Origin of the sequence: Glacieibacterium arshaanense, assembly GCF_004681125.1 — a bacterium.
Classification (GTDB): domain Bacteria; phylum Pseudomonadota; class Alphaproteobacteria; order Sphingomonadales; family Sphingomonadaceae; genus Polymorphobacter_A; species Polymorphobacter_A arshaanense.
Genome location: NZ_SIHO01000001.1, coordinates 856,642 through 875,640 on the forward strand (window position 1 = coordinate 856,642; position 18,999 = coordinate 875,640).

Consider the following 18,999-nt stretch of genomic DNA (forward strand, 5'->3'; position numbering starts at 1 on the left):
GTGTTATCCAGGTGTTGCTGAGTACCCAGCGTATGGGTCGTTTGTGTTGGTGGATGTCGCTGCGTCCACACCCGTTTTAGAATAGCCAGATGCTTTATAAGTCGCCGCAAGGCGATCTCTCACACGCTGCGTTATTCTCGTGCGGGCTGCGATGTTTGCTCTGATGACAGAGGGCGACATTCCAGGATCGATTGAGGTTTTATCCCATTCTGCGGCTTCGACAGGTGTTAGAGCGCCACCAAACAAGACATTACGATCCACGTTGTTTAGTGCATCTGCGCTCTGCCAGAATTTGGCCTGGTCTTCCTTTTTGTCGACCCCATGGCGCCCCATGAAGTTGGCGATTCTACCTGTGCCATATTGGCCGGCGAAGTCGTCCCTAAAAGTTCCTGTCAAATCTTGCAGCTTCGCGACAGTTTCCGTCGGACCTGTCAGTTCCTTAATTGCACCAGACGTGAGTCTTGCACCAGCATCCGCGGGGCCCCCAGGAATTGCTTCCATGTTCCCGTTGGGAAGCATGCGGTATCCCGAGGGAGCATCTTTGTGATATGCATTGTACCTTGAGATCGCGGTGTTTTCACGAGCATTAGCGTTTTGAGCATTGTCGTTTTGAACAGTATGGACAAACCTACGATCACCATCCATGTGACTGTACTTCTGGTCATCCTCACGGAGACTGAAGTCCCTATTAGAGTTAATGACGTTTTGATCTGAGTTTATCTTCAGTAGACCGTAGTTACGATCCCCGTTGGATTCGACGTAGTCCTGACCACGCTCGGCTAGGCCAGCTGCGCGATCACCATTCTTCTCGACGTAGTTCTGACCGCGGTCGAGACGAGACTCTTGGCGGTTGAAATGCTGTTCATCGCTTGCGACCTTCTTGGCATCAATCATAGCCCTGCTGAAACCTGCACCACCCTTTGAAAGGCCGTCGGCAAATCCGTTGCCGGACAGAAGCCCAGAGCCCAAGGCAATAAGGCCTTCACTCACACCTGGACGGTGCAGAAAGCCCTTGATGCCGCCTTCAGCCTTAATGCCGCTGGTATCCTGGAGTATGGAGGCCGTGTTTAAAGCGCCGCCTTCAGGACCTACCGTCACGAGGGGTTGCGACTTGAGAATACCATCCGACAGGTGGGGGACTTCTGGTGTTTCCGGCAGACCTGGGGCCGTTGAGACATTGAGGTCCGCCGGGTTTCCCGGTGCATATGCGAGCGCGTCGGTCGAAAGGGAGCCTTGTCCAATCCTGGGATTGCGGCCGATCATGGACAAGATTGCCATTTATATTTCCTTGAGATTGTTATTTGAAGCCGCCGTAGATACCGGCAGCGGTCGAAGCAGCTCCGAGGAGACCACCAACGAGACCAGGGTTCTTGGTCGCCTTCTCGGTGCCCGTGGTGTTGACCTTTTGGCCCCACTGGTTTGCGCCAATTGTGCCGTAATAGGCATCGAGCAGTTTCTGCTGACGAACGTCGTTTTCGTCCCACTGGCTCTTTGCGGCCGTGTCGTAACCCTGACGATCCGCCTGGCCCAAAGCAGCTGCCTTGGTGGCTTCGTCATAGTTGCCGTACGTCGCATCAAGACCTGCACCGATAGTGCCGGCGCCTTGCGAGACCTGGTTGCCGAAGATGCCGGCAGAATTGCCCATAGCGGACAGATTGGTGCCTCGAGCCTGTTCGGCCAGAGAGAGACCACGGTCGTATGCCTGGCCCCGAATGTTCGCCGAAACGTCCGCGATGGAATCTGCAGCACCGCGTTGAGCGATACCGGCAGCCACACCGGCTCGGCTGGAGTTGATGTTGCCTGAAGCCGTTGCCTGGCGATCTATGCCCGGGAGCGTGCCCTCATTGAGATTGCGGGTGACATCGCGTGTTGCCGCGGTGACCATGCCGTCAATTTCAGGGTTATTCGCATACGCCCTTGCGGCCGCAATGTTCCCTGCAGTGGCATCGGTACCGGCCATGCGTGCATAGGCATCCGCAGAGCCATGAGCGCCTTCAGCTGCACCATCCAGGAGCGTTGAGCCTGCCTGGCCAATCCGGCTAGCAGCACCCATACCGGCGCCTGTGGAATACTTACGGAGGGCATCAAGCGTCTGCTGAGCCTGGCCGTCCATACCGGCATAACGTTCGCCGCCATAGGCAGCCGAGCCGGACTTCTGCTTGAAGAGGTCCTGAGCGCCGTTGAAGGCGGTCTGCAGGAAAGGCTTCTGGAAATCGGAAACCTGGGAGTCTGAAGTGCCTGTTGAAGAGGTCTTCGAGGTCGACTGGAACATTTTGCCCATGGGCGTGAAGTCTTTCTAAAGTGCCCGATGGATTTCGGTGAGTTCGCCGGAAACCCGGTCGGTATAATTGGTGACGTATGTGAACCCGCACATCCCAAGGAACTTGAGGTGCTTTTCGTCGCCTGGTTCATGAAGGGCGTAAATGGGACCACCGTGGAGGTCCTTCAGGACATCAAGATCGCGCAGGAACGCCTTCTTGACCGTCGCGGACCATCTGACACGCATGGTGCAGTGAATGAACGTGAGGTGCGGAGCCGCTTGCTCGAGGTACACGGTGTACTCATGCCGGCGAACGACTGGGACTTTGAATTGGTGGTCTGAAACGAAAGGGATCACTCAAGGCCCCTCTCGTTTCTAGATGTTTGGTTATGGTGACGTTAGTTGAGCGTCCAGGTACTGGCGGACGACGTAGAGGTCGCTGACGTTGCCTTTGGCCATCCGTTCGATTGCACTCATGCCTCCGAAAGGCGGTGCCTTGTTCGGCCGGCGCATCCACTCATCGGCCCTATCGGTGACCGGCAGGATCGTGTTGATCGCCTTGAAGACACCGATGACGTACGAAATGCGCTCGAGGGTGTCCCGGCTGATCTTTTTGATCTTACCGCTCTTCCAGTAGGTCACAGTCGAAATGCTGGACTGTCCTAGGATGCGCATCTGCTCAGCCCTGGACAATTTCCAAGCGGCGGCGATGTTGAAGAACGTACGCAGGGCAGGGCCGGTGAGTTCGGCTTCAGTCATCAGGAGCTCCGTTATGGACCCTCTAGAACCGCGATGCGGGCCTCGAGTGACGCTATGATAGCCTCATAGTTCGCGAAAGCGTAAGCGATCTTGATGAGCTCATCGTCGACGAATTGCGGGAAGCTTTGAGGCATCGCGGGCCTTATGCCCTTACGATACCCCGCAGCCATTTTGATTGTAGGTTCCACGCTCATCGCCGGCCCCTAATGGTCATTTCGATGTCAAAGCCCGAAAGCTTGAAGTCCGAAATGCCCCTAACGCCGAACCGGTACCCAAGGTACTTGCCGGCTTCGTTGATGTCGATTTTGCCGTCAACATCTGGGTCGAAAGGCATCTCAACGGACCACTGCGGCTCTTTGCCCACAAGGTCGTTGGCGCCGAACTGCCAGTAGATGTCCTTTGCGTCATCCGCATAGACCTGAGGCCACATGGCCTGCAGGCGAACGTACTGGGTCAGGTGCTTCCCGAGGGCGTCGAGGTCTAGGCCGGTACGCTCGAGGAACGCAGGGCGCAAAGCCTCAGGTTCCGGAGGGATCGGCAACCGACCACCCGTCAACGTGTCGAATCCGTAGAGACGATCAGCCGAAAGGCCCTGGTTGGTGTCCATACGGCTCACGAGGAGCATATGGGACGCCTCATCGCCGCTAACCGAAGTCCAGGAGCCCCCAAGGTCATCCCAAGAGGTATCGCCGGCGTCTTCCCAGGTCTTCCCGCTGATGATGGCGGCCTTGGTTCCTGAGGTGACGTTCGGTACGTCGTAGAAGCTCCAGGTCTTGGAGCCATAATTGTAGACAGCAGCACGGTTGCAACCGGTTTCCGGGTTCGCAAAGCCAACCAGGCGGTCAACCGACGGGTACATGAAGCGCACTTCGGTCAGCTTGGCGTCGTGAGACACAAAGCACAGATTGGCCTTCGAGTAATCCAGGGCGTCGAAGATGAAATTCTTCACCTTCTGGTCCGCTATGGACGTCTTGGTAGCACCGTCATGAATCCAAATGTCGTTCTTGTCGAAAACGTAGTGCATCCCATCGACCTGGACGACGCAGTTCGTGTTGATGACACCGCATTCGTCGTAGAGTTTCCGGAAGTCGAACAGGAGGTTCCCGCCGATGTAATTCATGGTCCACACCGAGCTGGTGCAGTACAGAATGAAGCTGTCGCGCAGGGACGCACCGTCGACGATGGCGTGTTGCATTTCGTTGACGATGTTTTCGCCAGCTGAGTTTGTTGTGATCGTTGAGTCCCATGAGGCCGGCGGTGCGCCAAAGCCTGTAAGGTCGGACCATTTGACCATCGTGGGATAATAGGCACCGCCCTTGGTCACCCCGAGGGCGATCAGGAAGTCCTTGTAGGCTCTCAGCGACTTGCAGCGCCATTCCGGAGCCCAGTCGGGCAGCGAAAGGTACGTGCCGTCACCTGGGGCCTTACCCACTGGGGCGTGAGTGTCCCGATTGATATACGAGACGCCACCCAGGTACGTGCTGGTGAACGTGGAGAGCCCATCGATACCTGTTTGACCAGGAGGCGTGAGGTCCTCGTACACTAGGCCATTTAGGTGCAGGATGGATCCGAAATCGTGCGAAACGATAACGATCTCATCGTACCCAGCGGCGCCAGGTGGGATCGTGAGGACGTGCCCGGGACTGATCGGCAACGTGGCGACCGTGCGAGCAACTGGAGCCCTTGAGGCCCTGCCGTTACTGAAACGCACGTTGACGCCTGCCGTGAAGACCGCGGGCTCCTCGATGTCTGCAGGGTGCATATCGGCGACGATACCAGCCGAACCGAGCCGGCGGACTGGAATGGTCGCCATATGTTTTAGACTTTCATGATGTAGTTCAAGGCCATTGAGGGCTGAACGGAACTTGTGGTGACCGAATGGCTATGGCCCGCAACGCCCGTGACGGTAACCGCATGGTTATGGGCGCCGGCCGGTGTCTGATCGATCGTATGGGTATGAGCCGTGCCGGAACCGACTTCGGACGTGTAGCCCTGGAAGCCGCCATGCGTGTTCGTATCGATACCGACAGCCACAATGGCCGTCTGGGCTTCTCCGCCGTAAACGAACAGGCTTGAGGCGCCTGCAGCACCATCGTCCGAAATGCCGTTGAGATGCTTATGGGCCGGCAGTTCCGCTTCGGTCAGCGAGTGACCTACGGCCGAAACGCTATGCGAGTGGTTTGCTGCATCCGCCAGGTCGACGTCATGCGTATGGCCACCGCCGGCACCTGCGGTAACCGTGTAGCTTTCCTGGCCGAACATATCGCCAAGCGCATGGGCCACTGAGGCGCCAACAGGCACACGGTTCTGCATGTCCGGCGTGGTGACCGTACCGGAACCATCGGACTTGGCGACCGTACGGCCATCGCAGATCGCCCAGCCCGTCGGAGCCGTATCGCCCGAAAAGAGCATGATGGCGCCAAACGGAACCAGGTGGACCGCGATGTCATTCAGGAAGGTCGACGTCAGGTTCATGGCGCCCGTGAAGTTCGGGAAGGTCGCCTTGATGGCTGCCTTGAGGAGCCGAATGTGGTCGTCACCTTCACGCTGCATGTCGGTGCCGGAAGGATACGAGGGGTTTAGTTGATGAAGATAAGAGGCAGTCTCGAGGGACATCTGGTTTCCATGAAGGCGACGTACAGGCCTGGTGGTTGCCCAAAGGCCCTTGCGGGCTTGAGGACACTCCACCAGACGGTACTTGAGGTTTTGTGAAAGTTTCCATCGAGGGAAACACTATTAGGACTTTGGGAAACGAGAGGTGCCTTCTTGCCTAAAGGTACCTTTAAGAACCTTAAGGTTTCTTCTTTAAGTAACTACTACAAGGTACCTTAAGGCACCTATAGGAGGACCGGGAGGAAACCAGCCGTCACCGCATCTGTTCACATATGGGCAGTTTAGAAACCAGATGGGTGATACAGTAAGGAAATCAAGGGCTTACAGGCGAAATGAACCATGGGCGAAAAGGTGCCTGAATGGTTATGAAATGTGTCCTCGAAAATGATCCAAAAGGCAGCGATCCGGCCAACTGGTACGGGGGGTACCTGGGTGAAAACAGGGGACGCCGCACGGTGTGCTTGCTGGTACCATTTCGGCATAAAGTTTCCGGGCAGAAACCTGGGGTGGGGGTATCTGAGGGAAAACCACAGGGCCTCTTTTAGGCACCGATTGGGCTTGGAGGCGTGGTGCGCCCTGGGTTTTCTAAAAGTCGACGAGAAGGGCCTTGTGGGGCCGGAATGTGCCAAAAATAATCGGGTAGGTACCTGGGGAAAACTTGGGGCTTTAAGGCCTGTCTGACCATAAAAATCAAAGGGTCAGCGAAGCCGTCACTTTTGAATTCTCTAGGCTAATCAGTGCCTTATGGTACCAGATCGCCCTGGGAGGGACCCTAAGATTGACCTTCGTCCCCCACGACTTCCCGCCCCCACGTCCATAAGTCCTTGAGTTCGCTAGGTTTCCTTCAGGTGTTACACCTGTTGCACCTGCTAGTCACCCCACGACCAGGGACATACAGTGCCTCGAGTGTACTATCATGGCAACACATTGGGACATTAGGCGACATTCAGGCCATGCGCTCACACACGGCGCATTTGGCGTCATTTAGGCGGGTAGGTCATCGGGCCGCAGGGCTGCAAACAGGCGACGATATGGGCCGTGTGGTGCGATTGCGGGGCCTTCTAGCTGCTAGCGGGCTGCCGATCGGTGACTTTGCGGACATATCGGTCCGTGGGGCCGGGGAGGGCGAGAGGCGCGGGAGGGACAATAGGAAACCCTCAAGCGCCTGGGAGACCGACTGGCCTGGGAGTATCCTCGACGCACCACCTGGCCCTCTCGGCAACCTTCTAGTTCACCATCGGCGCATCAGGCCGGGAAGCCCAGTCGGTTGCCTTATAGTCTCTAGTCACCTTCTAGTTCACCATAGGCGCACTAGGCCCTGATCGCCGTGGGGAGCCTTCAGTTGACGTATAGTGGCCTTATGGCCTGGGAGGACACCACGGCATGCAGTTGCCTCGAGGTGCCTCCAGTCATCGTTCACGTATAACCCAACGACAGCCCCATGGCGCCTCAACGCCTTCATGCCTGGTAGTCCTCAACGCCAGCCGGCAGCCGTTGGCATTAAGTTCCAGGTGACGATTGGCGACGATATCGACCGGACCAAACAGCCCTTAAGAACAAATCGTGGTTAACAAGTAATTTATTTCTGCAAGTCCCCAAAAATGCACCGTTGTACCATTCATGGGCGGCACGATGCCGGCCAGTAACTGAAAGGAAACAACATGACCAACGGACACTTCATCAAGTTCGGCCTGTCCCGTGAGACCTCGCAGGAAGTCCTGGAGGCGATCTTGCAGGTTGCCGCAGGTAACGAGACGGTTGCCGAACGTATCTGGGAGACACCCACTGCGGCCGAAACGCTTGCCGTTTGGAACATCCTGCAGACGAACGGCACCGACGAGAGTGGCTACCACTGGGGCGCTGAGGGCATCAACTGGGCGCCCAAGGCCTAACCGAAACAAACCGAAACCCAACCAGCACCGAGAGGAAAACATCATGAACACACAGTCAATCAACAGCAACCCTACGCCCCGCGGTTACATCTCGGACGCATCGTCCGACGCAGTCCGCACGTTCCTGTTGGACCTCTACGCACAGCCTGGCGTCAAACGGGACGTCATGATGGCCTTCTACACGTCCGCATCGCCCAACGAGGCCTTCACGTACCAAATGCCGATCGCCAATCGGTTCTTCCAGGCAACCCTGCAGGTCAACCGCCGGAACGCATCGGCCGCCCAGTTCGCCTTCGAGACCGAGCTCGCTGGGATGGCCGTGCGCCGCTTGGGCCTGGAGAGCTGGGAGGCCGCAATCGACGCGGGCATCGAGACCAACTGGGACGAGTGCCGTTACCGTGTGGCCGGCGAGATCGTCGAGGTCGAGTTTGACTCCTCAGAGACCCTGACTGGGCCAGTTCGCACCGTCGAGTTCGAGGGCCGCTGAGCCTTGCTGCAACCATTTTGACCTAGAAAGGAACGCATCATGAACACCACAAACGTCGTCAACATCCTCGAGGCACCCTCAAAGCGCCTCAACGTCGCCGCCTTGCTCCCGCCAGACTTTCCGTTCCAAGAGGATTTCGGCGGGGCCTCGAGCCTCCTGGCATCTATCGCCAACGAGAATATCGTCGAGCACCTGGGGCTGATTGGCGGTGAGCTGGCAGTCCTGGCAGACCTCAGGCGCCAACGGGCATCGAGTGACTGCACGCCTGGCGCGTTTATCACCCTGGCCCTCGACGCAGACATCAAGCGCTCTCAGGAGAACGTCACGCTCCTGCAGACCTCTATTGCCGAGATGACCATCTGGGCACGTGAGGCAGTTAGATTGATGCATGAGGCGACTGATTGGGCATATAGCGCCGCATGAGTTTAGCCGCTAAAACGAGATGGCTCGAGGTGCCCTAGAGGCGTTTCGGGCCATTTTTTTTTGTGTAATTGAGGAATTAGTTATCACTAGCGTAAATTCGGACGGGTTCACGATCCTAGAGCGCCTACCGCGTATCGTCACCATTGAGACTAGTGGCCGCGACGCCGACGACAGGACCAAACGGCGCCTGGAGTCAGCTGCAGGGGCGTTTGATGGCGCCGATCTGGTCATGGCGTGGGCCCTGCAGGACGCCGTCTGGTCCGTTGCTGATAGGAACACAGGTGACGTCAAGATCACGATCAGCGGTTTCGAGTTGAGCGTCACCGATTTACTATCTCTGCGCCAGTGGGCACACCAGGAACTAACTGGAGAGTCTGATTTTGGAGCAGTTGCCAATCGTGTGAGCGCTAAAATGAACTCACGATTGAGCCGGGTTGAGCCGCACCAGGCGGGCCGTGACCTGACGACTATTGCTCGCCTGGAGTTGTCAGCTGCTGACCTGGCTACGTTGCCGGTTCCGTATCTGCGTGAAATCCTCGTTCGCCTGGCGGAGCAGCTCGAGGAGGATCAGGCACTCGATATCAATACGCCACTGCCTATCGATGAGCGTGATGTTTACTCCGACGTGGTGACGATTTCGACGGTAATTGAGGCCTTGAAGCGCCCGGCAGACGCCATTAAGCCGAATTATTTGCGATATTAACGGGAGTCTGTTGAATTTAAGGGCTTTTCAGTCTACATTAACACCATAACGCCACTGAAAGGCCCTTAAATGTTCGACGATATGTTCAAAATATTCGATGCCAGGTTCGCGATCTTCACGTTCCTGCTGGTCCCGATGATCGTGCTGGGCTTAGTTGATCCGACGAAGTTCTACTGGATTATCGGCATCCTGTCGGCGTGTGTCGTGGTGGCCAGCGGCGGCCTGGCGTTCGCCTGGTACCGCTCGCGCTATTAAGGCGTTCACGCGTTACACCGATGGCGGGAAATCAGGTTAATTTTCGCTAATAACGATTTTGAAAATAAATACTGGTCGAATTAAAACCACGTTCCTATAATGTTCCCTAGGCCATAAAAACATGTGGCGACGAACCGGGGCAGGGCCGGAAAGCCGCGCAGGAACTAGCCTGTGTCGCATGGTAGGCGAGAAGCCGACCAGGACCTGAGGTCTAAACACCCTTTGTGACCTGAGAGTGCCTATATGACCCTGCCGGATACCGACACGACAGTTTTGTTTTCCTGCCCTGAGAGTGGCGTGGTTCATATCACGCAGCGCGATGATGGCGGCGACCGGAATGACCTGGTCCTCACCCGTGCAGACCTGGTCGCGCTGTTAGCCCTGATCGACGCCTGAGCCCGCTACCAGAGCCTCAGGAAATAAATTTCTTGTTAACCAACAATGTTGCCTAAACATTTCAATTAGGCCTTGAGCCTCGTAGAAATACGGTTTACATGTGTGGACGTTCTGGTGTCGGGTATAGTCCCCACTGGTTGATACGAGAGGAGTTTAGCCATGACTGACGATTACAAATCAGCGCTGGTGAAAGCCGATAGAATCCTGAGTTTCTTGCGTACCGCGATTAGCCCGTTGCTGCCTCTCCAGGTGGCTCATACGTTCGTGATGGTTGCCCGAAACGAAGGAAAAAACCTCACGGAGATCACCGAGTTGATGTCCTCGAAAGTGTCGACGGTCAGCCGTCACCTTTTGGACCTGGGAGACTACACCCGCAAGATGGAACCCGGTTACGGACTTGTGGAATCCAAGACGGCCCCTACGAACTTGAGGACCAAACAGTTCTACCTGACGTCGCGCGGGAAACTGGTGGCCCGTGAGCTCGCAACAATCCTGCAAGAATCGTGAGGTGCCATCATGGCCATTTACGCCGACAAGAATTCGAAGGGTCAGTTGACAGGCCGGTGGCGCGTTGAGCTCCAGTCGGGTGGCAAGCGCTATCGGGAACGTCACGATACCGTCCAGGCCGCCAAGGCCGATGAGGCTCGTGTGTCCGCCGCTTGGGCCGCAGGGCTCGAGGTCGGGAAGGTCGTTAAGCGTATCGATACCCGCCAGGGCACCAAGGCCGTCGAGACGCTCCAGGAAGCCCTCAAGGCGGCCCGTGGGCATCTCTGGAGGGGTATTGCGTCCGAGCAGGGTTGCTGGGCTCATGTGGAGCGTATCGTTCGCCTTCTGGGACCTAACCGGAAACTCAACGACCTGGTGACCACTGATATCGATGACCTGATCGTTTCCCTGGAGATCGGCGGGGACGTGGCGCCTGGGCGAGTTTCCAAACAGAAACCTTTCGTCTTCAAGCCGGCGAGCCAGTCGACCATCAACCGCTACCTGTCGTCATTCCACACGTTTATCGACTGGTGCACCTCGCGGGGCATGCGGCCCACTGGTGCCAAGCTGGAGTTCGCCTGGCGCGATGAGGATGCCGGCCGTATCCGCTGGATCACTCCGGACGAAGAGGCCTTGCTTTACGAGTTGCTGCCGCCGGCGATCGGTAAGTTCGTTCATGTTGCTATTGAGACTGGATGCCGCCGTGGTGAACTGAGGACCGCGCAGGCCCACCAGGTGCAGCTGAACCGCTTGAACTTGTGGGATACCAAAACGGACAAACCCCGGCCGGTGCCCATCACGCCTGCCGTCTCGCAAATCCTGCACGAACTTATCGCCACCGGCATGCCGACTTTCAGTGAACTTCGGTACCACTGGGATATCGCCAGGGAAGCCATGGGCCTGAAGGATGACCCTAATTTTGTCCTCCACGCCTGCCGGCATACCTGCGCCACAAGGCTCGTTGAGGCTGGCGTCAACATCAGGGTCATTCAGGCCTGGCTGGGACACGCTCGGATCGAAACGACCATGAGATACACGCAGGTTCACGACACGATGCTGAATGGCGCCCTCGAGGCCCGTTTACAGCACTCAGGTGCAATCTGTGCGCGTAAAAGTGGGGGCGCAATGGCGTGGGGTAGCAAGAGGGCCAAACGGCTCGACAACAGGCGTTCAGGCAACTATGTGACCTCACGATTCCCTGCGGGCGTGGCGGAACTGGTAGACGCGGCAGGTTTAGGTCCTGTTGTTGAAAGACGTGGGGGTTCGAGTCCCTTCGCCCGCACCAAGTTATTGAATACGAACTGTTTTTTGACATTTGAACATTGAAAGACTTTAACGATGCGTATTGCCGAAACGATGAACGATGGCCTCAAGCGCGCCTATAGCGTGTCGATTCCCGCGAGCGAGCTCGCAGCGCGTGTCGACAAGCAGCTGGCGACGGTCGCCAAGCAGATCCGCATGCCGGGTTTCCGCCCCGGCAAGGTGCCGCACAACCTCGTCCGCAAGATGCACGGCGCGCAGCTGCGCAGCGACGCGCTCAACGAGGTCGTCCAGGAAAGCATGAACAAGCTGATGGCCGACCACGCACTGCGTCCGGCGACGCAGCCGCAGGTCGACCTCGCGGCGATCCCCGACGAAGGCCAGGACGTTGATTTCAACGTCACGCTCGAAGTGCTGCCGACCATCGAAACGCCGAACATCGAAGGCATCACGCTCGAAAAGCTGACCGTCGAGCCCGGCGATGCCGAAATGACCGCGGCGCTGACGCGCCTTGCCGACCAGCAGAAGTCGTTCGAAGCCGCCGGCGCCAAGCACAAGGCCGCTGCCGGTGACCAGGTCGTCATGGACTATGAAGGCCGCGTCGACGGCGAAGTGTTCGAAGGCGGCAAGGGCGAAGGCATGAAGATCGAGCTCGGCTCGGGCCAGCTCATCCCCGGCTTCGAAGACCAGCTCGTCGGCGTCAAGGCCGGCGACAAGCGCACCGTCAAGGTGACCTTCCCCGACGATTACAATGTCGCCTACCTCAAGGGTAAGCCGGCCGAGTTCGCCGTCACGGTGACGGCGGTCGAAACCCCCAAGCCTGTCGTCATCGATGACAGCCTGGCCACCGGTTTCGGCATCGAAAGCCTCGAAGCGCTCAAGGAAATCCTCAAGGATCAGGTCGCTGCCGAACTCGGCCAGCTGACGCGCACCCACATGAAGCGCAAGCTGCTCGACAACCTCGCGTCGAGCCATGACTTCGCCGTGCCCGAATCGATGGTCGAAGCCGAATTCGGCCAGATCTGGGCGCAGATCGAAGCCGAAGCCGAAAACCTCGATGCCGAAGACAAGGCCAAGCTCGAAGGCGATCGCGGCGAATACCGCCGCATCGCCGAACGCCGCGTCCGCCTCGGTCTGCTGCTGTCGGAAATCGGCCAGGCCAATGGCGTGCAGGTCACGCAGGCCGAAATGAACCGCCTGATCAGCCAGGAAGCCAACCGCTATCCGGGCCAGCAGCAGCAGGTCGTGAAGTACTTCCAGGAAACCCCGATGGCCGCCGCGCAGCTGCGCGCGCCGCTGTACGAGGACAAGGTCGTCGACTTCCTGCTGTCGAAGGCATCGCTGGTCGAACGCATCGTGACGCGCGAAGCGCTGGTTGCCGAAATCGAGAACGAGGACGAGACCCCGGTCCACGTCCACGGCCCCGATTGCGACCATGACCACGATCACCACGGCCATGACCACAAGCCGGCGAAGAAGCCTGCCAAGGCGAAGGCTGCCAAGGCCGAAGCGCCAGTCGAAGCCGTAGCCGAAGTCGCTGCCAAGCCCGCCAAGGCTAAGCCGGCGGCCAAGAAGGCTGCACCTGCCGAAGCTGCTGCCGCACCTGCCAAGGCTGCTGCTGCCAAGCCGGCCGCTGCCAAGGCTGCAGCAAAGCCGGCCGCCAAAAAGGCAGCTGCCAAGCCCGCAAAGTAAGCGGCACCAACGCATTATCCCGCCCCGGCACCGCGCCGGGGCGGCAAATGCGCGCAGTTCGGGGACGCGGCTCCAACTCTCCCCTTGAAACAAACTGCAAAACGTCCGACCTAGGGACGGTAGCTTAGGGAGCCAACATGATCGATCCAGTCGCCGGCCTCGTGCCAATCGTCATCGAGCAATCGAACCGCGGTGAACGCTCGTTCGACATCTTCTCGCGCCTGCTGCGCGAGCGCATCATTTTCGTGACGGGGCAGGTCGAGGATCAGATGGCGTCGCTGATCGTCGCGCAGTTGCTGTTTCTCGAATCGGAAAATCCGAAAAAAGACATCAACATGTACATCAACTCGCCCGGCGGCGTGATTACCGCGGGCATGGCGATCTACGACACGATGCAATACATCCGCCCGCGCGTCGCAACGACCTGCATCGGGCAGGCCGCGTCGATGGGCAGCTTCCTGCTCGCCGCTGGTGAACCCGGCATGCGCACCGCGCTGGCGAACGCCCGCATCATGGTCCACCAGCCGTCGGGCGGCGCGCAGGGCCAGGCCACCGATATCGAGATCCAGGCGCGCGAAATCCTCCGCGTCCGCTCGACGATGAACGACCTGTACGTCAAGCACACCGGACAGACGCTCGACACCATCGAACGCGCGATGGAACGCGACAAGTTCCTCAATGCCGAGGAAGCCAAGGCGTTCGGGCTGATCGACGCGGTGGTCGACAAGCGGCCGACGACGCTTGAAGGCGACGCAGCCAAGGCCGCGTAGGCGGACAAAACTGAAAGCGTCCGCTTAAGGACCGTTTTTTACGATAACGCGCGCTTGTGGCACGCGGGCTTGCAGCATCCCCCACTTGCCCGTTAGACTGTCACAATCGCTCTGAAAGGAAGCCCATGACCAAGTTGACGGGCGGGGACTCGAAGAACACGCTCTACTGCAGCTTCTGCGGCAAGAGCCAGCACGAGGTGCGCAAGCTGATTGCGGGCCCGACGGTGTTCATCTGCGACGAGTGCGTCGAACTCTGCAACGACATCATCCGCGAGGAAACCAAGACGGCTTTGGTCAAGACCAAGGACGGCGTGCCGACCCCGCGCGAGATCTGCAAGGTGCTCGACGATTATGTCATCGGCCAGAGCCACGCCAAGCGCGTGCTCGCGGTCGCGGTGCACAACCACTACAAGCGCCTCAACCATGGTGCCAAGGGCGCCGAGGTCGAACTGGCGAAGTCGAACATTCTTCTTGTGGGCCCGACCGGCTGCGGCAAGACGCTGCTGGCGCAGACGCTGGCGCGCATCCTCGACGTGCCGTTCACCATGGCCGATGCGACGACGCTCACCGAAGCCGGCTATGTCGGCGAAGACGTTGAAAACATTATCCTCAAGCTGCTGCAGGCAAGCGACTACAACGTCGAGCGCGCGCAGCGCGGCATCGTCTATATCGACGAAATCGACAAGATCAGCCGCAAGGCAGACAACCCCTCGATCACCCGCGACGTGTCGGGCGAGGGCGTCCAGCAGGCGCTGCTCAAGATCATGGAAGGCACGACCGCGAGCGTCCCGCCCCAGGGTGGCCGCAAGCATCCGCAGCAGGAATTCCTCCAGGTCGATACGACCAACATCCTGTTCATCTGCGGCGGTGCCTTCAACGGCCTTGAACGCATCATTGGCGACCGCCTGCAGGGCAAGTCGATCGGTTTCGGCGCGCATGTCGCCGGCCCCGACGAGCGCCGCACCGGCCAGATGCTGCGCCAGTGCGAGCCCGAGGATCTGCTCAAGTTCGGCCTGATCCCCGAGTTCATCGGCCGTCTGCCGGTCATCGCGACGCTCGAAGACCTCGACGAATCGGCGCTGATCACCATCCTGACCGAACCGAAGAACGCACTGGTCAAGCAGTACGCCCGGCTGTTCGAGATGGAAGGCGTCAAGCTCGAGTTCTCGGTCGATGCGCTGTCGGCAATCGCCAAGCGCGCCATCGAACGCAAGACCGGTGCGCGCGGGCTGCGCTCGATCATGGAGAGCATCCTGCTCGACACGATGTTCGAATTGCCCGGCATGGAAGGAGTCAGTGAAGTCGTCGTCGACAAGGACGTCGTCGCCGGCATCAAGGAACCGATGCGCGTGCTGGCGAAGGAAGAAGCGGCCTAAGCCCGTCGCGCAACGACACCAACCTTCAAGCAAGGGCGGGAGCGGCAACGCTTCCGCCCTTTGTTTTGCGCGGTGTCGGCGGACGACATTTGCGACACAAACCGTGCAAATTTCTGCTTGCAATCGCTGCCCTCTGGGATGATCCTGCAGATCCCTGAAACAGGCGAAAGGAGGTGGTCTAGTGTCTCATTGTTCCACGTTGTGCACTGGTAACTTGGGTGTTGTGGTCGAGATCGCAACGGAATAGCCCATCTCCGGTTCGCAACCGGCAATGTGGGAGCCGCCCGGTCAAGCCGGGCGGCTCTTTTCATTTCAGTGGCTTAGTCAGGTGGCGCTTAGCGACCCTTCCACTCCGGCTTGCGCTTCTGCGCGAACGCCAGCGGGCCTTCCTTGAGGTCTTCCGACTTCCACAGCGCCTGCACCGCCGGGTGCTTCATCTGGCCCGAATAAGCTTCTTCGAGCGACGGCGTATCGAGTCCGCGCATCACCACCTGCTTCGACGCGCGCAGCGACAGCGGCGACAGCGTCAGCATCGTATCGGCGAGCGCGCGTGCGGCAGCGGCGAGTTCGGCCGCCGGCACGACCTGGTGGACAAAGCCGAGTTCCTTGCCCTCGGCCGCGGGCACGCTGCGGCCGGTCAGGATCATGCCCATCGCGCGCTTGAGGCCGATCTGGCGCGGCAGCCGGTGCAGCCCGCCGGCGAGTGCGGCCAGCCCGACCTTGGGCTCGGGCAGCGCGAAAGTGGCGTTGTCGCTGGCGATGATGATGTCGCAGGCCAGCGCGATTTCAAAACCGCCGCCCATCGCGACGCCATTAACCGCAGCAATGACCGGCTTGTCGAGGTCGTAGCGCGAGGTGATGCCGGCAAAGCCCGACGGCGGCACCGTCACGGCATTGCCTTCGGCCTGGTAGCGCAAGTCGTTGCCCGCCGAAAACGCCCGGTCGCCGGCGCCGGTCAGGATGGCGACCCACAAGTCGGGATCGGCAGCGAAATCATCGAACGCCTGCGCCAGTTCGGCGTTGGCCGGCGGATGCAGCGCGTTCATGCGGTCGGGACGGTTGATGGTGATAGTCAGGACGTGGCCGTCCTTTTCGACGGTGCAATGTTCATAGGCCATGATGGCACTCCCCGGTGAAGGCCGCGTTTTGCGGCGGATTGGACCGACGCGGTTTCGGGCAATTCTCCGCGCGGTGCAAGCGCGAAGCCAATTGCAGTGCGGCATCTTCGGACGGTGACGCGCGGCGTTCGACTCGCTAGGTTGCGGCGATGACCGTAGCCGCACTTGCCGACACCGACACCATCGCGCTGATCGAGCGCCTCGACGAGCGGCTGCGCTGGCTGAGTTCGTGGACGATCCACAATGCCAACCATCTGCGCAACAGCGACGACGGCCTCAAGGTCGGTGGGCATCAGGCGAGTTGCGCGTCGATTTCGGCGATCATGGCGGCGCTGTATTTCCACGCGCTCGGCCCCAACGACAAGGTCGCGGTCAAGCCGCATGCCGGGCCGGTGCTGCACGCCATCCACTATCTGCTGGGCCAGCAGAGCCTCGACCAGCTGCAGCGCTTCCGCGGGCTGGGCGGCGCGCAGAGCTACCCGAGCCGGACCAAGGATCAGATTCCCGTCGATTTTTCGACCGGCAGCGTCGGGCTGGGCGTTGCGGTCACGGCGTTCGCGTCGCTGGTGCAGGACTATCTGATCGCCCATGGCCAACTCGCCCCTGCCGACGCCGGGCGGATGATCGCGCTGATGGGCGACGCCGAACTCGACGAGGGCAACATCTACGAATGCCTGATCGAAGCCTATAAGCACGACGTCCGCAACTGCTGGTGGGTGGTCGATTACAACCGCCAGTCGCTCGATGCGACGACCGCCGACCGCATGTTCCGACGCTTCGACGACATCTTCGAAACCTGCGGCTGGCGCGTCATCACCTTGAAGCATGGCAAGCTCCAGCAGGCGGCGTTCAAGCTGCCCGGCGGCAAGGCGCTCGAAGACTGGATCGACACCTGTCCCAACGCCGAGTTCGCGGCGCTGACCTATCAGGGCGGCGCGGCGTGGCGCGCGCGGCTGACGCGCGACATCGGCAGCAAGCGCGGCGTGGCGGCGCTGCTCGCCGGTTATGACGACGCCGCACTGGCGCGGCTGATGACCAACCTCGGCGGCCATTGCATCGCCAGCCTGATCGAGGCGTTCGACAGCGCGCAGGACGACACGCCGACGCTGTTCATCGCCTATACCGTCAAGGGGCAGGGGCTGCCGTTCGCCGGGCACAAGGACAATCATTCGGGTCTGATGAACCCCGGCCAGATCCACGGGCTGCGCGACGCGCTGGGCATTGCGCCGGGCGACGAATGGGCGCTGTTCGGCGGGGTCGGCGACAATGAAGCGGCGCGGCTGCAGGCGTTCGTCGCGGCGTCACCGCTGGCGCGCGCGCACCGTGCCGCGCCCGCTGCAGCCGTGCCGGTGCCGGCGCGGCTACCGGTGCCCGACGGCGCCGAACAATCGACGCAAGCCGCCTTCGGGCGCATCCTGCTCGACCTCGCCAAGGCCGAGGATGCCGACAGCGCAGCGCTGGCGGCGCGCATCGTCACCACCTCGCCCGATGTCACCGTTTCGACCAACCTCGGCGCCTGGGTCAACCAGCGCGGGCTGTTCCGCCGCGCCGACATGGCCGATGTGTTCCGCTCGGCCGGCATCCCCAGCCCGCAGAAATGGTCGGGGCATGCCGCCGGCCAACACATCGAACTCGGCATCGCCGAAAACAACCTGTTCCTGCTGCTCGCCGCGCTGGGGCTGAGTGCCCCGCTTTTCGGCACGCGGCTGCTGCCGGTCGGCACCGTCTATGACCCGTTCATCGCGCGCGGCCTCGATGCGCTCAACTATGGCTGCTACCAGGACGCGCGCTTCCTGCTGGTGGCGACGCCGAGCGGGCTGACGCTCGGGCCCGAAGGCGGCGCGCACCAGTCGATCAACACGCCGCTGATCGGCATGGGCCAGCCCGGGCTGACGGCGTTTGAGCCAGCGTTCGCCGACGAACTGACCGCGATGATGCGCTGGAGCTTCGACCATCTGCAGGCCGACGACGGCGGCTCGGTGTATCTGCGGCTGACGACGCGCAACATAGCGCAGGTGCCGCGCGACACTGCCGACTGGGAGGCGCAGGCGCTCGCCGGCGCCTATTGGCTGCGCGCCCCGGCACCGGGCGCCAGCGCCGCCATCGTCTATTGCGGTGCGATTGCACCCGAAGCCATCGCCGCGTGGGAAATGCTCGCCGATGACCTGCCCGGCCTCGGCCTGCTCGCGGTGACCTCGCCCGACCTGCTGCATCGCGGCTGGAGCGCAGCGCGGGCGTCACGCTGGGGCAGGGGTGCGCATACGCTAAGCCATATCGAAACGCTGCTCGCTGACCTCGCACCCGGCGCCGGGCTGGTCACCGTGATCGACGGCTCGCCCGCGGCGCTGTCATGGCTTGGCGGGGTGCGCGGGCAGCGTGTCAGCCCGCTCGGCGTCGACCGCTTCGGGCAAACCGGCACACTCGCCGACCTCTACAGCCGCTACCGCCTCGATGCCGACAGCATCGTCGAGGCCATGGCCGAACTGCTGCTGCCAATCTGACCCTCACA

The 18,999-nt window shown here is 60.2% G+C and carries 18 protein-coding genes, 1 tRNA gene and 1 pseudogene; 14 read left to right on the forward strand and 6 right to left on the reverse strand.

What is annotated here, in order from left to right; genetic code table 11:
• Positions 1-3: 3 nt before the first annotated feature.
• Both EUV02_RS03940 and EUV02_RS03945 read right to left on the reverse strand, forming a co-directional pair.
• On the reverse strand, positions 4-1,278 hold the full coding sequence (locus EUV02_RS03940) for a hypothetical protein (protein WP_135244895.1): 1,275 nt from the start codon (positions 1,276-1,278) through the stop codon (positions 4-6).
• Positions 1,279-1,297: 19 nt separating this feature from the next.
• Positions 1,298-2,281, reverse strand: a complete 984-nt coding sequence (locus tag EUV02_RS03945) for a hypothetical protein (protein WP_135244896.1) — start codon at positions 2,279-2,281, stop codon at positions 1,298-1,300.
• A 27-nt stretch (positions 2,282-2,308) separates the two neighbouring features.
• On the opposite strand from EUV02_RS03945, the gene EUV02_RS03950 reads away from it, so the two are divergent.
• Positions 2,309-2,602, forward strand: a complete 294-nt coding sequence (locus tag EUV02_RS03950; RefSeq protein WP_135244897.1) for a hypothetical protein — start codon at positions 2,309-2,311, stop codon at positions 2,600-2,602.
• 45 nt (positions 2,603-2,647) lie between these two features.
• On the opposite strand, the gene EUV02_RS03955 is transcribed toward EUV02_RS03950, so the two are convergent.
• From EUV02_RS03955 to EUV02_RS03965, 3 genes are all read right to left on the reverse strand, one after another.
• Positions 2,648-3,019 (reverse strand): MbcA/ParS/Xre antitoxin family protein, encoded by a 372-nt coding sequence (locus EUV02_RS03955; RefSeq protein WP_135244898.1) that lies wholly within the window; start codon positions 3,017-3,019, stop codon positions 2,648-2,650.
• A gap of 190 nt (positions 3,020-3,209) precedes the next feature.
• Positions 3,210-4,832, reverse strand: a complete 1,623-nt coding sequence (locus tag EUV02_RS03960) for a hypothetical protein (RefSeq protein WP_135244899.1) — start codon at positions 4,830-4,832, stop codon at positions 3,210-3,212.
• A gap of 5 nt (positions 4,833-4,837) precedes the next feature.
• Positions 4,838-5,635, reverse strand: a complete 798-nt coding sequence (locus EUV02_RS03965; protein WP_135244900.1) for a tail fiber protein — start codon at positions 5,633-5,635, stop codon at positions 4,838-4,840.
• A gap of 1,658 nt (positions 5,636-7,293) precedes the next feature.
• Here EUV02_RS03965 and EUV02_RS03970 point away from each other — a divergent pair.
• From EUV02_RS03970 to clpX, 12 genes and pseudogenes are all read left to right on the forward strand, one after another.
• Positions 7,294-7,524, forward strand: coding sequence for a YccJ family protein (locus EUV02_RS03970; RefSeq protein WP_135244901.1), 231 nt, complete (start codon positions 7,294-7,296; stop codon positions 7,522-7,524).
• Between the two features lie 43 nt (positions 7,525-7,567).
• Positions 7,568-8,011, forward strand: coding sequence for a hypothetical protein (locus tag EUV02_RS03975; protein ID WP_135244902.1), 444 nt, complete (start codon positions 7,568-7,570; stop codon positions 8,009-8,011).
• 39 nt (positions 8,012-8,050) lie between these two features.
• On the forward strand, positions 8,051-8,434 hold the full coding sequence (locus EUV02_RS03980; protein WP_135244903.1) for a hypothetical protein: 384 nt from the start codon (positions 8,051-8,053) through the stop codon (positions 8,432-8,434).
• Between the two features lie 229 nt (positions 8,435-8,663).
• A complete protein-coding gene (locus tag EUV02_RS03985; protein ID WP_135244904.1) occupies positions 8,664-9,137 on the forward strand; it encodes a hypothetical protein in 474 nt (157 codons plus the stop codon).
• An 81-nt stretch (positions 9,138-9,218) separates the two neighbouring features.
• Positions 9,219-9,392: a hypothetical protein gene (locus tag EUV02_RS15600; protein WP_166430488.1), complete on the forward strand. Its 174-nt coding sequence runs from the start codon at positions 9,219-9,221 to the stop codon at positions 9,390-9,392.
• A 243-nt stretch (positions 9,393-9,635) separates the two neighbouring features.
• The gene (locus tag EUV02_RS15605) at positions 9,636-9,788 is read left to right on the forward strand and encodes a hypothetical protein (RefSeq protein ID WP_166430489.1); all 153 of its coding nucleotides are present in this window, start codon (positions 9,636-9,638) and stop codon (positions 9,786-9,788) included.
• 159 nt (positions 9,789-9,947) lie between these two features.
• Positions 9,948-10,295 (forward strand): helix-turn-helix domain-containing protein, encoded by a 348-nt coding sequence (locus tag EUV02_RS03990; RefSeq protein ID WP_135244905.1) that lies wholly within the window; start codon positions 9,948-9,950, stop codon positions 10,293-10,295.
• A 525-nt stretch (positions 10,296-10,820) separates the two neighbouring features.
• Positions 10,821-11,264: pseudogene (locus tag EUV02_RS16100) on the forward strand (site-specific integrase); the annotation flags it as partial.
• 210 nt (positions 11,265-11,474) lie between these two features.
• Positions 11,475-11,559, forward strand: a tRNA-Leu gene (locus EUV02_RS04000).
• A gap of 53 nt (positions 11,560-11,612) precedes the next feature.
• Complete coding sequence (gene tig / locus EUV02_RS04005; protein ID WP_135244906.1) at positions 11,613-13,226, forward strand: trigger factor; 1,614 nt, start codon at positions 11,613-11,615, stop codon at positions 13,224-13,226.
• A 137-nt stretch (positions 13,227-13,363) separates the two neighbouring features.
• A complete protein-coding gene (gene clpP, locus EUV02_RS04010; RefSeq protein ID WP_135244907.1) occupies positions 13,364-13,996 on the forward strand; it encodes an ATP-dependent Clp endopeptidase proteolytic subunit ClpP in 633 nt (210 codons plus the stop codon).
• A gap of 125 nt (positions 13,997-14,121) precedes the next feature.
• Entirely contained in the window at positions 14,122-15,372 is a 1,251-nt protein-coding gene (clpX, locus tag EUV02_RS04015; protein ID WP_135244908.1) for an ATP-dependent Clp protease ATP-binding subunit ClpX, read from the forward strand.
• A 335-nt stretch (positions 15,373-15,707) separates the two neighbouring features.
• Here clpX and EUV02_RS04020 read toward each other — a convergent pair whose 3' ends face one another.
• Positions 15,708-16,490 carry an enoyl-CoA hydratase-related protein gene (locus EUV02_RS04020; protein WP_135244909.1) on the reverse strand — a complete coding sequence of 261 codons (783 nt, stop codon included), beginning with the start codon at positions 16,488-16,490 and terminating at the stop codon, positions 15,708-15,710.
• 149 nt (positions 16,491-16,639) lie between these two features.
• Between EUV02_RS04020 and EUV02_RS04025 the strand changes: the two genes are divergently transcribed.
• Complete coding sequence (locus EUV02_RS04025) at positions 16,640-18,991, forward strand: transketolase (RefSeq protein WP_135244910.1); 2,352 nt, start codon at positions 16,640-16,642, stop codon at positions 18,989-18,991.
• Positions 18,992-18,999 lie beyond the last annotated feature (8 nt).

Excerpts from the sequence above, each read along its gene's own strand:
- EUV02_RS04020 (WP_135244909.1), bottom strand. The coding sequence starts at position 16,490 with ATGGCCTATGAACATTGCACCGTCGAAAAGGACGGCCACGTCCTGACT.
- clpP (WP_135244907.1), top strand. The coding sequence starts at position 13,364 with ATGATCGATCCAGTCGCCGGCCTCGTGCCAATCGTCATCGAGCAATCG.
- clpX (WP_135244908.1), top strand. The coding sequence starts at position 14,122 with ATGACCAAGTTGACGGGCGGGGACTCGAAGAACACGCTCTACTGCAGC.
- EUV02_RS03990 (WP_135244905.1), top strand. The coding sequence starts at position 9,948 with ATGACTGACGATTACAAATCAGCGCTGGTGAAAGCCGATAGAATCCTG.
- EUV02_RS03955 (WP_135244898.1), bottom strand. The coding sequence starts at position 3,019 with ATGACTGAAGCCGAACTCACCGGCCCTGCCCTGCGTACGTTCTTCAAC.
- EUV02_RS03960 (WP_135244899.1), bottom strand. The coding sequence starts at position 4,832 with ATGGCGACCATTCCAGTCCGCCGGCTCGGTTCGGCTGGTATCGTCGCC.
- tig (WP_135244906.1), top strand. The coding sequence starts at position 11,613 with ATGCGTATTGCCGAAACGATGAACGATGGCCTCAAGCGCGCCTATAGC.
- EUV02_RS03985 (WP_135244904.1), top strand. The coding sequence starts at position 8,664 with ATGGCGTGGGCCCTGCAGGACGCCGTCTGGTCCGTTGCTGATAGGAAC.
- EUV02_RS03945 (WP_135244896.1), bottom strand. The coding sequence starts at position 2,281 with ATGGGCAAAATGTTCCAGTCGACCTCGAAGACCTCTTCAACAGGCACT.
- EUV02_RS03975 (WP_135244902.1), top strand. The coding sequence starts at position 7,568 with ATGAACACACAGTCAATCAACAGCAACCCTACGCCCCGCGGTTACATC.
- EUV02_RS03970 (WP_135244901.1), top strand. The coding sequence starts at position 7,294 with ATGACCAACGGACACTTCATCAAGTTCGGCCTGTCCCGTGAGACCTCG.
- EUV02_RS03940 (WP_135244895.1), bottom strand. The coding sequence starts at position 1,278 with ATGGCAATCTTGTCCATGATCGGCCGCAATCCCAGGATTGGACAAGGC.
- EUV02_RS03965 (WP_135244900.1), bottom strand. The coding sequence starts at position 5,635 with ATGTCCCTCGAGACTGCCTCTTATCTTCATCAACTAAACCCCTCGTAT.
- EUV02_RS03980 (WP_135244903.1), top strand. The coding sequence starts at position 8,051 with ATGAACACCACAAACGTCGTCAACATCCTCGAGGCACCCTCAAAGCGC.
- EUV02_RS15600 (WP_166430488.1), top strand. The coding sequence starts at position 9,219 with ATGTTCAAAATATTCGATGCCAGGTTCGCGATCTTCACGTTCCTGCTG.
- EUV02_RS03950 (WP_135244897.1), top strand. The coding sequence starts at position 2,309 with ATGGATTTCGGTGAGTTCGCCGGAAACCCGGTCGGTATAATTGGTGAC.
- EUV02_RS15605 (WP_166430489.1), top strand. The coding sequence starts at position 9,636 with ATGACCCTGCCGGATACCGACACGACAGTTTTGTTTTCCTGCCCTGAG.
- EUV02_RS04025 (WP_135244910.1), top strand. The coding sequence starts at position 16,640 with ATGACCGTAGCCGCACTTGCCGACACCGACACCATCGCGCTGATCGAG.